Origin of the sequence: Acinetobacter sp. YH12040, from assembly GCF_013420005.1 — a bacterium.
GTDB classification, from domain to species: domain Bacteria; phylum Pseudomonadota; class Gammaproteobacteria; order Pseudomonadales; family Moraxellaceae; genus Acinetobacter; species Acinetobacter amyesii.
In genome coordinates this window covers 50,466-63,021 of sequence record NZ_VOZB01000005.1, presented here as the reverse complement: position 1 = coordinate 63,021, position 12,556 = coordinate 50,466, and the positions used below count along the sequence as shown (strand labels likewise).

The window sequence follows — 12,556 nt, the reverse complement described above, 5'->3', positions numbered from 1 at the left end:
TGATCTGATGGTGATTATAAATGAAATCTATCGCAATTTTCTGTGGTTCCGCCCTTGGTAACAATCCTGCCTATTTACAGGTGGCTGAAAAAGTCGGTCGTCATTTAGCGGCCCAAGGTATTACATTAGTCTATGGTGGTGGCCGTTCAGGTTTGATGGGTGTCGTGGCAGATAGTGCTTTGCGTGCAGGTGGGCAAGTCATTGGGGTGATTCCAAAAGTCTTGGTCGATAAAGAATTGGCACATCCAGATTTAACCGAATTGCATGTGGTAGAAAATATGCAACAACGGAAAACCAAAATGTCTGAACTCTCGGATGGATTTGTAGCGATTCCAGGTGGAGCAGGGACTTTAGAGGAAATTTTTGAGCAGTGGACGTGGGCTCAATTGGGCATTCATTTAAAGCCATGTGCCTTTCTCAATGTAGATGGTTTTTATGACGATTTATTGAATTTTCTAAAAACAACTGCAGAAAAAGGCTTTACCCATCCGCGTTTTATCGAAGGCTTAATTGCAGAAGATAATATTGAAACGATTGTTGAGCAGTTTCAACATTTCACTGCGCCAGAGCCGAAATGGGGCATGGTTGAACGTACAGCCTTTATCGCCGATTTGGAACAAGATAGATGAAAATTATCACTGTTGCCGCAGCCATTATTTTAAATGAACAGCATGAACTTTTAGTGGTTCGTAAAAAACACACGGCATTCTTTATGCAAGTAGGTGGCAAGTTAGAACCCCATGAAGCTCCTGAAATCACCATGCTGCGTGAAATTCAGGAAGAAATTGGCTGCGCTGCGCAGATTGAGCAATTCATTGGTCGTTTTGATACGGCTGCTGCGAACGAAGTCGATCATCTACTGGTGAGTTATGTCTATCTGGTCCAGTTGCAAGGTGAACCGAAAATTGATGCGGAAATTGCAGCGATGCAATGGGTCAGCTTGGATGATACACAAACAAAACTTGCACCTTTAACACGTGAGGTGGTGATTCCTTGGGTGAAGCAGCAGGCGCGATCTCTTGCTGAAAGCTAAACCGCTTCGCGTGTTCATTTTTTTTAGAGGTTGATGTTTGAAACTAAGGCTGTGCCGCAGCAATGCATGCGGCATATACCTGCGTGCAATGTAGCTGATGTAACAGCTTGCTTAATGCATGGATTGAACTTCCCGTGGTCACCACATCATCAATGATGAGGACTTTACGGAAACGGCGTTTTTCAGTTGGGTCGATAATAAATTGTTGTTCGATATTTTCTAGGCGTTCTAGCCGACTCAAGCCTTTTTGAGCGTGCTGTGCTTGACGAATCACGGGTTGCCAAACAGGGATGCATAATTGCTTTGCCATCATGTGTGCAACGAGTAGCATTTGGTTGTACCCACGGTCTTTGAGGCGTTCTACTGAAATAGGCATCGGCACGATGGCTTGAACTCTAGCTAAGCGCATGCTTAAAAGGCTCTGTGCCAGTAAATTTTGATACTGCAATTGTTGCTCATACTTATAGCTTTGGATGATGCGATCTATTGGAAAATCATAGTGAAAGGCACAAGAGATGCTGTGTTCATGGCGATTAACCATTTTTTTAAACCAAGGCAGTTGTTCCCAGCAGTCAGTACAAAGCGAATGATGTTGTTGTCGATCGATACCACAGAGCAGGCAAGGGGAAACGCTCTGCATTCCTTTTCGGATGAAATGTTGGATGGATTGGAGCATATTTTTATTCTAATCATTCTTTTTTGTGTATTTTGCACAGTTTGTGGTGAAGTGCAATCACGACACCACAGAAACCTGTTCGACAAGCTTATTCGTTAAAGCCAATCTGTATAATTAGGATGATCGAACCATCATCCTAATCATACATAGGCATAACGGGGTGCTTCAGGCAGCCATCGTTTTAAAAGCGCTTGAGCCTGTGCAGGATAATCATTTAGGACTTGTTGAGCCACATAGTGTGCCTGATTGAGTAAATGGTCATCTCGCTCTAATTTTGCTACACGAAAGCCCATATCGCCTGTTTGTTTAGTGCCGAGGAGCTCGCCGGGACCACGAATTTCCAAATCTTTTTCAGCAATAATAAAGCCATCATTGGTCTCGCGCATGATGCGTAAACGCTCTTGCCCATTTTGCGATAAGGGATTTTTATACAGCAAGGCACAGAAACTGGCTTTGGCACCACGTCCTACACGACCACGTAGCTGATGCAATTGTGAAAGCCCTAAACGCTCTGCATTTTCAATTACCATGATTGAGGCATTCGGGACGTCAACACCGACTTCAATGACGGTGGTTGCAATCAGTAATTGCAATTCATTATTTTTAAATTGCTGCATCACTGCTTGTTTTTCATCGGCCTTCATTTTGCCATGAACCAGACCAATATTGAGGTCTGGAAAGCGTTCTTTGATTTCATTAAAAGTCGCTTCAGCGGCCTGAGCATCTAAAGTTTCTGATTGTTCAACTAAGGTACAGACCCAATAGGCTTGTTTACCTTCAGCACAATTGCTGGCAATCCGCTGTAGCACTTCTTCACGACGGTCAAGTGGAATAGTGACTGTTTGAATCGGTGTACGACCGGGTGGCAGTTCATCAATCACCGAGGTATCTAAATCGCCATAAGCCGACATAGCCAAGGTACGAGGAATAGGGGTTGCTGTCATCACCAGTTGATGCGGTGTCATGCCATTGAGACCTTTGTTTCGTAGCGCCAAACGCTGATCGACGCCAAAACGGTGTTGTTCATCAATAATCACTAAACCCAATTTGGCAAATTGTACATTGTCTTGAAATAAAGCATGTGTGCCGACCACTAAATTGGCTGAACCATCTTGAATACTTTGTTCTGCCGCAGCTCGAGCTTTACCTTTTTGCTTGCCTGAAAGCCAAGACACGGTCAGCCCCATCGGCTCAAACCATTTTCTGAAATTTAGATAATGTTGTTCGGCCAAAATTTCTGTCGGCGCCATCATGGCCACTTGCCAACCTTCCTCAAGCGCATGACAGGCTGCAACGCCTGCAACCAATGTTTTACCTGCACCTACATCACCTTGTACGAGTCGCAGCATAGGTTTGTTCTTTTTCAGATCGACCGCAATTTCTTTGGACACACGTTTTTGTGCGCCGGTCATTTCAAATGGCAGCGTACTTAAAAGTTGTTTGGTGAAGTTCTTACTTGCAGAGAAAGACGGTGCTTCGATTTGTTGAATATAAGCACGGCGGCTGAGCAAACTGACCTGATGGGCAACCAATTCTTCGAAAATTAAACGTTGCTGTGCAGGATGAGAACCTTGGCTCAGTTGCAACATATTGGCATCGACAGGGGGATGATGAATATAGTCCAAAGCCTGTTTTAGTGCATAGCCATTGGTGAATTTTTCTGGCAGTAATTCAGGTAAGTCATCACTATATAACTGTAGTGCTTGTTTGACGTATTCACGTAATTTGGGCTGTGTTAAGCCTTCGGTTGCAGGGTAAATCGCAGTGAGTTGGGTTTGTGGTAAAGGCGTGTGTTCAGTAATCACCTGTAGTTCAGGATGATACATTTCTAAGCCACGAGCACCAACACGGACTTCACCAAAAATCCGTAAACGATTCCCCAGTTTCACCCGATCAGTAATGCCTTTGTAGATATGGTAAAAACGTAAAGTAACTTTGCCACAGTCGTCATCCAGTAGGGCGGCCATCGATTTACGCTTTCCGGGTGGAAAGTCGATACTTTTGACTGTACCTTCCAGTAAATAACTTCGACCCACGGTCAATTGGTTCATGGGGATGATCGTGCTACGATCTTCATAGTCGCGTGGCAGATGAAACAAAAGATCATCTGTCGTGAAAATATTTAGTTTTTCAAGTAAAGCAGCGGCGGCATTGCCAACCCCTTGCAATTGATGGACGGCAGCCATGTCCCCTCAACTTCGGTTTATATGATCTAAATGGATCAGTTCTGAGAATAGGTCGTTTGATGCATATTCTATTTATCGGTTATGGTAAAACATCGCAACGTGTTGCTAAACAATTATTTCAGCAAGGTCACCAAATTACCACAGTGAGTCGTAGTGCGAAAGAGGATGATTTTGCAGAACATTTAATCCAAGATGTTCACCAACTGGATTTATCGCAGGTTCAACCGATTGATGCTGTCTATGTTCTTTTGGCTCCTGCACGTCATGCTCAATTCAATGCTGTGGATGCTTATCGATACACTTATGTCGATTCTGTACAGCCGATTGTTCAAGCATTAGCAAGTCATCCAATACAACGTTTAATCGTGGTGTCGTCCACTCGTGTCTATGGTGAACATGCGGGGGAGCGCATTGATGATGACACTGTGCCACAACCGATCGATGAGCAGGGGGTGTTGTTACTCGAAATGGAGCATTGCTACTCACAAGCATTTCCTACTGAATGCGTGATCGTACGTCCATCAGGGATTTATGGCACATCGACAACACGAATGCAGAAATTGGCCGAAACAACTCATCGCTATCCCAATATTCATTGGTCCAATCGAATACATATCGATGATTTGGCAAAATTTCTGTGTCATCTACTCCACGTGGAACATCCTGAAAAATCATATATTTGTACTAATAACCAACCTCAACCTTTACATGAGCGAATCTTGGATTTGCAAAGAGCTATGCATTTACCCGAATTGGTTTTAGAGAGCGAAGCAGAAACAGGGAAAAAGATTTATGCAACGCGGATGACGAAGAGTGGTTTTAAGTTAGCGCACGATTGATTGTGATGTGCAGTGTAAAATTGTCGTGACGTATAAAATTCAGTGCAGCTTTGTGAGTATTAAAAGAAATTCTATAAATGAATAAGATAGGTCTTTTACAACATGTATTGTTCAAATTTTCGAATGGATCTCAAAGGATAAAATTTAAATAATGACAAAATCATTTGCTGAACTTACTCAGAATCTACCCCATAGACCGATTTTGGAAAAAGCTTTGAGTTATTTTGAGAATTTACCAAAGATCGCGATTGATTGTGGTTGTGGTGCAGGAAATGAATCATCATTTCTACTCCGTCATCATTTTAAAGTATATGCATTTGATCCATCTGTTGACGCTAAAAATATCTGTCTAAGTAAATTTAAAGACAATAAGAATTTTTTATTTTCTAATCAGGCCTTTGAAGACTATAGCTTTCCTAAAGCTAGTTTAATTATTGCTTTATTCAGTTTATTTTTTTGTTCTACGGATTCGCTTGGAAGTGTTTTAAAGAAAATGCAGGAATCCTTAAGTGAGTAAGGCATCTTACTCATACAACTATTAGGGAAAGATGATGATTGGGTAAATAATTTTTCTGAAAAATTTATAGGTTTTGAGCAGGAAGAGCTTAAACAATTGTTTGATGCGGACTTTGATATTATTTATATCGATGAATTTAAAGGCAATAAACCGCTAGCCAATGGCACTCCAAAATTTTGGAATGTACATACCTTAATTTTAAAAAAGAAAATATTAAATACTTTTGTATAATCCAAAAAAAGAGACAAGTTTTTTACAACTTGTCCCTGATTTTGCTCATCTTCTTCCGCTTTTATGGCGAAAAAATCAGAACGGTTTATTTCTTCTTACGTTTCAAGCGTTTTTTGGCTTGTTCCGCAGCAACTTTATCCAGTGCTTCTTTTAACTCTTCATCACTAAAGGTCGTAATGTGCTGCAACATTTGCAGGGTCACATCATCCAAAACGAGGTTGGCATATTGCGCAACATTTTGGAAATTTTCATCAAACACAATGGCGTTGTTTTCATTGGTGCTGATATAACCTTGTTGTGTTAAGACTTTAATAAAGCTTTGGAATAAGGCCTTATCAAAGAACTCAGGCGAGTTAAATTCATACAACACAGATAGACGTTGACCAACCAAGTGACTGAGTTCTTCAACCTGACGCGTCGAGATATTGCCTGAACCACGTTGTGTGATTAAAGCCAAAGTCATGTAGTAACGCTCAAGACTTTGCATCACAGGTGCAGCTAAGACCACTAACTGATTGTGCTGCTCTGAGTTAGGCGCAGGGGAGATCAGGTTGCCTTCTGCATCTTCAGAAATCAGCTTGGCTTTGATCAGCACTTCAGCATACGCACAGATCTGATCTTTAAGCTCTTCATTATTCCATTTGAGGAATAACTCAGCTTTTAAGAACGGATACAGTGTACGAATGACATTAATCAAATCACCACGGCGAATTGAACCATTATGTTCAACCAAAGCGGCAATGAGTGATGGCAAAATAAATGCGTGCAGGATGTTGTTACGGAAGTAGGTTAACAGCACCGCTTGATTATCAGCAATGGCAATAATATCGCCAAGGACATGATTAACACGTTTGATCAGCTTGAGTTTTAAACCATAAGCAATGATTTCTTTACCTGACAGCGGTGTTACTTGCATGCGCTCATCGTAAGGTAAGGCATTTAAAAGATCGCGATAGGTGTCTAACTGCTTAATGCAAATCTCTTCATCTAAAGTGTGTTTAGATGTTGCCAATAAAATCAGTGAAAGCAATGAAACTGGGTTCACCACTGCTGCACGGTTAATATTTTCTAAAATCACGTGTGCAGAACTGTTAATGGCATCCGAAACTTCTGGCGGAATTGGGTCGTCATTTTTCTCGATTTTGATGTTGCTTGCATTATGCTGTTTCAACATATCATCAAGGAAAACCGGCTCACCAAAGTTCAAATGAACTTTACCGAAAATACGTTCGATCTTACGCAGTGTTTTCATAATCCCGATGATTGATTCGCCTTCTTTTGGCTTACCATTCATTTCGCCAACGTAGGTCGCACCTTCCATTAAACGCTCATAACCAATATAGGTCGGTAAGAACACGATCGGTTTGGCTGGATTACGTAAATGACCATGGACAGTCATCGCGAGCATGCCAGTCTTCGGTGGTAATAAGCGACCAGTACGTGAACGACCCCCTTCGATGAAGTATTCAAGTGGTGTATTGCGCGCCAAAATACTATAGAGGTATTCTTTAAAAACAGTAGTGTAGAGACCATTGCCACGGAATGAACGACGAATAAAGAACGCGCCGCCGCCACGTAAAATTTGCCCGACAAATGGCATGTTTAAGTTATCGCCCGCAGCAATGTACGGCACCATCAAACCACGCTTATAGATCACATATGACAATAATAAATAGTCGATATGACTACGATGACATGGGGTGTAAATGATCTCGTAGTCTTTGGCTAGTTCACGAACGGTACTGAAGTTATGCACTTCGACGCCATCATAAAGCTGTGTCCACAGACGAGTCAGGGCTAAGTCAGCAAAACGTACTGTTGATGCAGAATAGTCAGAAACGATTTCATTTAAATAACCAATCGCACGACGTTCAGCTTCAACCATACTGATTTTACTGCGAATGCTTTCACGACGAATCGCATCTTGCACATCCGTAGATTTGATCAGGCCATGCATCACATTACGACGGTCAGATAAATCCGGACCCAAAACCACTTCACGCTGCGCATCTAAATAATTATTCAGTGTGCTAACAATATAAGTCGCAGGTGACAAGTTTGGATGTGTAGTTTTGGCATATTCAACCAAACGACGCAAAGACTGTGGCTCATGGAATTCAAGGTACGATTGACGACCGTGCAAACCAATATTGACCAGCTGCTTCACTTTGCTTGGTGTAGACCATGTATCGGTAAATAATAATTTAAACCAAGAATCTTCTTTATCGGGTTCACGGCCCCACAGCACGGTTACAGGAACGAGCTCAATATCCGCATCAGGATTTTTTTCCAAAACCTCAATTAAACGCAATAAACGAGGTGGAAAGGCATGTGGCGGTGGATTGAGTAAGTTGTCTTCATCATGATGTTGTAAAAACACCACAGAGGCTTTTTCTGTTTGCGTACCCACAGTCATTGGGTCGAGTGCAGGGTGTAGCTTTAAACGACGGGTTTCACCATCGACAATTAAAGCATTACTCCGTGAATGATTTTGCAGAACGTAGCAGGTAATTTTCGTTGTCTGTACGCCGGTATCTGTATCGGTTTCAGTCACTACAGGTCCTACAGGGACTTCACCTAAAACATGCGGTGTTACCACAAGGTCAAGCAGTTTACTCGAAAGCTTTCGATACATCTGACCAAAGCCGCTCTTGGACATACAAACTCCTACTTTTCATGACCAAACCACAGAGATTCTGAGGGGAATCTATTCTGCGTAATTGTACTTAAAAACTGTATGTCATTTTCTGACAAATTGCATAGATATTGTAAGATTTTATCGTTAAAAAACGTATTTTTAGCAGTTATATTGCATCAGCAAGGTGACAGATCAGTCAGCGAATCTTTAGGGTTTTAGTCTGGATTTATGGCAAAATGGAAAATATATTTAAACATCTGTTGATGTTGCCTGCATTAGCTTAATCCCGAATGATAGATAGGTTTGTTATGAATGCCTTAACACAAGAGTTGGTTGATTTACTCAGCCTTGAAAAATTAGAAGAAAATATTTTTCGTGGGCAAAGCCGAAATTTGGTCGGGAAACGTGTCTTTGGTGGACAGGTTTTAGGTCAGGCGCTACGTGCGGCATCTTATACGACAGATCGACCTGCTCATTCTTTACATGCCTATTTCTTATTTGGCGGTGATATCAGTGCACCAATCATTTATGAAGTGGATCGTATTCGCGATGGACGCAGTTTTGTGAGTCGTCAGGTGCGTGCGATTCAACATGGTAAAACCATTTTTATGTGTATGGTGTCATTTGCAGAGCAAGAAGAAGGGTTGAACTACCAAGTTGCAGAGCCAGAATATCCAGCCGTGGAAGATTTAAAATCTGAAGCTGAGCTGAAACGAATGATGGTGGAATTTGTCCCTGAAAACGTCCGTGCATCTTTTATGCGCGACCGCCATGTGGAAATTCGCCCGATTGATCCGCAAAACCCGTACCAACCGCAGCCTGCTGCGCCATCGTATGCACACTATATTCGTACCCATGACACGATTGCTGCCGATGTTGATGACATCTCTTTACATCAGGCCATTGCAGCATTCTATTCAGACTTTACATTGATGACGACTGCACTACGTCCACATGGTTTAAGTTATTTATCACCAAGTTTACAGTGTGCGAGTATTGACCATGCCATGTATTTCCATAAGCCATTCCGTGTAGATGAATGGATGCTTTATGACATGGATGCCACCGTCAGCGCTAGTTCACGTGGTCTAAATTTTGGTCGCATGTGGCAAAACGGTGAGCTGGTCTGTAGTACGACACAAGAAGGCTTGATCCGTTTACGCGAAATTGAAACCCAATAAGTTTTGAACAAGATGTGTTAAGTCGTAAAAGCTGAATACTGAAAAAACCGAATCAGAAGATTCGGTTTTTTATTACCTTTATTTATCTGTATGAGCCTACTCGTAGATTTGATCTATCTCATTAGTGTCTTTTGGCATAGGTTAAATTAAGCTGAATTCGGGCTTTGCAGAAATGCAGCAGTACATGTGACAAAAAATTCCTCGATTCCCGGTGGGTCGCATGGCATAGTGCCTGAATAAAGGATGATAAATGCAAGGCACAATGAGCTTAAATACGCAGATTTTAATTGCCGCAATATTGGGTGTGGCATTTGGGTTTTTATTAATTCAGTTTCCAGAGACGCAGTTTTTATCCGCCAGCCTGTATGGCTTGGGGATTGCCAGTAGTATTTTTATTGGTTTGCTGAAAATGATCTTGGTTCCGTTGATCTTTAGTTCGATTGTGGTGGGGGTATCGAATTTACAAGCGGGTGGTCAGCTGAGTCGAACGTGGAAAATTACCTTAGCGTGCTGCGTCACCACCACAACTTTGGCACTGATCTTGGGTCTAGCATGCGCGCATATTTTTAAAGTCGGGCAGGGCGTGGACATCGTCATGTTCCAAGATGCAATGCAACAGCATCAAAGTCCTGACACCCTCACAGCAGGTTCATTCTTTACCAATTTTATTCAAAATACACTGATTAATCCGTTTAAAGCCTTTAGTGATGGCAATGTACTCGCTGTCGTGGTGTTTTCACTATTTCTCGGTGTGGCCTTGGTCAAAGGCGGTGAAAAGTTCCGAAGCGTGAGAAAGCTCAGTCAGCAATTTTTCGACATCATGATGATGATCATCGGCTGGGTGATGAAGCTTGCACCGATTGGTATTTTTGCATTATTGGCTAAATTGATTGCTACAGAAGATATTTCGGTGTTGAGTCGCCTCGCGGAGTTTGCTGCCGTAGTCACAGGGACGACGATTTTCCATGGGGCAGTGGTGTTACCTCTGCTGCTATGGATTTTTGGGAAAATGAGCCCACTGACATTTTTTAGAGGAACACGAGCTGCCTTAATCACTGCTTTTGCAACTAGTTCAAGTTCAGCAACGATGCCACTGTCGATGAAATGTGCGCAGGAAAATTTAGGCGTACGTCCTCAAACAGCAGGTTTTGTGATTCCATTGGGCACACAGTTGAATATGGATGGTACAGCGTTGTATGAAGCTGCTGCTGCGTTATTTATTGCCAACTTGATGGGCTTAGATTTAACCTTGGGTCAGCAGTTAATTGTCTGTGCAACCGCCATGATTGCGTCACTCGGCGCACCGGGCATTCCAAGCGCTGGAATGGTGACAATGATTATGGTTTTACAATCAGTCGGACTCCCTGCAGAAGCGATTGCGATTTTACTGCCGATAGATCGACTCTTAGATACGGTACGGACTGTGGTGAACGTACAGGGCGATATGATGATTAGTGTGGTGGTTGATCGTCATACCCGAGATGTAGATGAACCAGCGTTGTCGAATTAAGCAGATAAAGAGCTAAAATGTGGGTTGTAGACGATCTCCCACAGATGCCCGTCTAAGTCTTGAAAATAGCCTGCATAACCACCGTAAAACGTGGGCTGTGCGGGCTTAATTGTCTTTGCTCCAGCGCGTTGGGCTTGTTGCATGATTTGATCGACGGCCGCGGGACTGTTAACGTTATGTCCGAGAGACATTTGAGTCGGACAAAATGCTGATGTATTGATGTCTGTGTCATGACTCAGGCTATCTTGTGGCCAGAGTGCGAGCTTTAAACCGTGTTGTAAATCAAAAAATGCCACAGCGCCATGTTCAAATTCAGTCCCAATAATCCCTGTGCTATTTAGACCTAAACCCTCCTGATAAAATGCGAATGCAGCATGTAAATCTTTCACGGCCAGTGTAATGACGGAGATGTGAGCGTGCATGGAGATGCTCCTGAACGGTGTATTTTTATTTTAGGATAAGGCTGAGTATAAATGCATATTAAAGAGAATAGGGAATTCGGAAGAACTGTACTTTAAACCTTGAACTTATGACGACCCTATTCATCTTAAGTTTGTTGATTGCTCAATAAAAAAATAGAGCGTAATGGAAGTGAGCACAAAAAAAAGCAGGGCGAACCCTGCTTAATACAGATTTTAAATGGTGTTTATGCAACTTTCAGTGCGGCACGTTTTGCAGCAGGAGAGTTGTCGAGGTAAGCAATCGCATCTTCAGTTTTCGCTTCATGCACAGGATCGTACCAAGGCATTAAATACCCCAATTGCTGTGACACTAGCCAAAGCGGATGTGGCAATAAGCGATTGTCTTTTTGCGCGATACGCGCCCATTCACGCCAAATCCACGGTTTATATACGGCAGGTTTAATCGATGCATAGCGCGCGTCTTGCTGCATGATATGTGCTGCACCATCGACCCATAGACCAAGTACGGCTGCAATCACGATCACACTTTGATAATAGCGAGAAATATAGCCCCCACCGAGATGACGATACAAATCAAAGGCCACGGTACGATGCTCAATTTCTTCTGCACCATGCCATTTTACTAGATCGAGCATATTCGGATCAGCACCGAGGCGTTCCCACTCTTTATTATATAAAGCATATTTGCCTAGTACACAGGTCATGTGCTCAACTGTTGCAATTACCCCTAAACGAAAGAGATCCCATTGATGATCCAAAGCTTTAGGTACGTTGAGCCCTAGAGGTTGGTCCGCAAGCAGTTTGCCAAAGAGAAAGTCCATGATCTCAAGGTTGCGTTGAATACTGATATTGCGCTGAGATAAGTATTCTTTATTAGCAGAGTTATGTGCTTGAGCATGCATGGCTTCTTGGCGGATGAATGCTTTAACGTCCTCTGCTAGTTTTTCATCTCTAATTTGTGGCAATACTTTGTTATACAGACGGCAAAACCAAAACTCACCAGCCGGTAAGATCATGTTAATTTCATTAATAAAATAGCTGAAAAAAGGTTGGTTGGGCACCCAGTCAACTTGGGTATCTTGCCACTCAAATTTCACTTTACGTGGTTTAATTTTATATTCGATTGATGATCCAAGTTTTGTGTTTTTCAAGCGGGAGAGTAATTTCATGACCTATCCTTGTTTTTATGTGATCGAGTGCACATCTGATATATTCAGTATCCAAAAAAAATCCTGCATTGTGATTAGCAATACAGGACATTTCATTATCTTCAGATGATACTTTTTGTCAGACAATCATCCTTGCGCTGACTTTAAAAATACT

Annotated in this window: 10 protein-coding genes and 1 pseudogene; 6 read left to right on the top strand and 5 right to left on the bottom strand. The window is 42.3% G+C overall.

Annotated elements, in window-relative coordinates:
- Positions 1 to 20 precede the first annotated feature (20 nt).
- Both FTT99_RS07030 and FTT99_RS07025 read left to right on the top strand, forming a co-directional pair.
- Positions 21 to 629, top strand: a complete 609-nt coding sequence (locus FTT99_RS07030; protein WP_180024338.1) for a TIGR00730 family Rossman fold protein — start codon at positions 21 to 23, stop codon at positions 627 to 629.
- Complete coding sequence (locus tag FTT99_RS07025; protein ID WP_180130630.1) at positions 626 to 1,033, top strand: NUDIX domain-containing protein; 408 nt, start codon at positions 626 to 628, stop codon at positions 1,031 to 1,033. Before FTT99_RS07030 ends, FTT99_RS07025 begins: the two co-directional genes overlap by 4 nt.
- Positions 1,034 to 1,076: 43 nt before the next feature.
- Here the strand turns inward: FTT99_RS07025 and FTT99_RS07020 are convergent, their stop codons facing one another.
- Together FTT99_RS07020 and recG are read right to left on the bottom strand one after the other, a co-directional pair.
- On the bottom strand, positions 1,077 to 1,709 hold the full coding sequence (locus FTT99_RS07020; protein ID WP_180130628.1) for a ComF family protein: 633 nt from the start codon (positions 1,707 to 1,709) through the stop codon (positions 1,077 to 1,079).
- Between the two features lie 140 nt (positions 1,710 to 1,849).
- Positions 1,850 to 3,895: an ATP-dependent DNA helicase RecG gene (recG, locus tag FTT99_RS07015; RefSeq protein ID WP_180130625.1), complete on the bottom strand. Its 2,046-nt coding sequence runs from the start codon at positions 3,893 to 3,895 to the stop codon at positions 1,850 to 1,852.
- Between the two features lie 59 nt (positions 3,896 to 3,954).
- Between recG and FTT99_RS07010 the strand changes: the two genes are divergently transcribed.
- Both FTT99_RS07010 and FTT99_RS07005 read left to right on the top strand, forming a co-directional pair.
- On the top strand, positions 3,955 to 4,734 hold the full coding sequence (locus FTT99_RS07010; RefSeq protein ID WP_180130623.1) for an NAD-dependent epimerase/dehydratase family protein: 780 nt from the start codon (positions 3,955 to 3,957) through the stop codon (positions 4,732 to 4,734).
- Between the two features lie 151 nt (positions 4,735 to 4,885).
- Positions 4,886 to 5,482: pseudogene (locus tag FTT99_RS07005) on the top strand (methyltransferase domain-containing protein).
- 85 nt (positions 5,483 to 5,567) lie between these two features.
- Here FTT99_RS07005 and plsB read toward each other — a convergent pair.
- Positions 5,568 to 8,141, bottom strand: a complete 2,574-nt coding sequence (gene plsB, locus FTT99_RS07000) for a glycerol-3-phosphate 1-O-acyltransferase PlsB (protein ID WP_180130620.1) — start codon at positions 8,139 to 8,141, stop codon at positions 5,568 to 5,570.
- Between the two features lie 287 nt (positions 8,142 to 8,428).
- On the opposite strand from plsB, the gene FTT99_RS06995 reads away from it, so the two are divergent.
- Positions 8,429 to 9,301, top strand: a complete 873-nt coding sequence (locus tag FTT99_RS06995) for an acyl-CoA thioesterase II (RefSeq protein ID WP_180092996.1) — start codon at positions 8,429 to 8,431, stop codon at positions 9,299 to 9,301.
- 250 nt (positions 9,302 to 9,551) lie between these two features.
- A complete protein-coding gene (locus tag FTT99_RS06990; protein WP_171525930.1) occupies positions 9,552 to 10,811 on the top strand; it encodes a dicarboxylate/amino acid:cation symporter in 1,260 nt (419 codons plus the stop codon).
- Here FTT99_RS06990 and FTT99_RS06985 read toward each other — a convergent pair.
- A complete protein-coding gene (locus FTT99_RS06985; protein WP_180130618.1) occupies positions 10,808 to 11,233 on the bottom strand; it encodes a VOC family protein in 426 nt (141 codons plus the stop codon). The genes FTT99_RS06990 and FTT99_RS06985 overlap by 4 nt on opposite strands.
- 224 nt (positions 11,234 to 11,457) lie before the next feature.
- Entirely contained in the window at positions 11,458 to 12,402 is a 945-nt protein-coding gene (locus FTT99_RS06980) for a metal-dependent hydrolase (protein WP_180161324.1), read from the bottom strand.
- Positions 12,403 to 12,556: the final 154 nt, after the last annotated feature.

Excerpts from the sequence above, each read along its gene's own strand:
- recG (WP_180130625.1), bottom strand. The coding sequence starts at position 3,895 with ATGGCTGCCGTCCATCAATTGCAAGGGGTTGGCAATGCCGCCGCTGCT.
- FTT99_RS06995 (WP_180092996.1), top strand. The coding sequence starts at position 8,429 with ATGAATGCCTTAACACAAGAGTTGGTTGATTTACTCAGCCTTGAAAAA.
- FTT99_RS07010 (WP_180130623.1), top strand. The coding sequence starts at position 3,955 with ATGCATATTCTATTTATCGGTTATGGTAAAACATCGCAACGTGTTGCT.
- FTT99_RS07025 (WP_180130630.1), top strand. The coding sequence starts at position 626 with ATGAAAATTATCACTGTTGCCGCAGCCATTATTTTAAATGAACAGCAT.
- plsB (WP_180130620.1), bottom strand. The coding sequence starts at position 8,141 with ATGTCCAAGAGCGGCTTTGGTCAGATGTATCGAAAGCTTTCGAGTAAA.
- FTT99_RS07020 (WP_180130628.1), bottom strand. The coding sequence starts at position 1,709 with ATGCTCCAATCCATCCAACATTTCATCCGAAAAGGAATGCAGAGCGTT.
- FTT99_RS06985 (WP_180130618.1), bottom strand. The coding sequence starts at position 11,233 with ATGCACGCTCACATCTCCGTCATTACACTGGCCGTGAAAGATTTACAT.
- FTT99_RS07030 (WP_180024338.1), top strand. The coding sequence starts at position 21 with ATGAAATCTATCGCAATTTTCTGTGGTTCCGCCCTTGGTAACAATCCT.
- FTT99_RS06990 (WP_171525930.1), top strand. The coding sequence starts at position 9,552 with ATGCAAGGCACAATGAGCTTAAATACGCAGATTTTAATTGCCGCAATA.
- FTT99_RS06980 (WP_180161324.1), bottom strand. The coding sequence starts at position 12,402 with ATGAAATTACTCTCCCGCTTGAAAAACACAAAACTTGGATCATCAATC.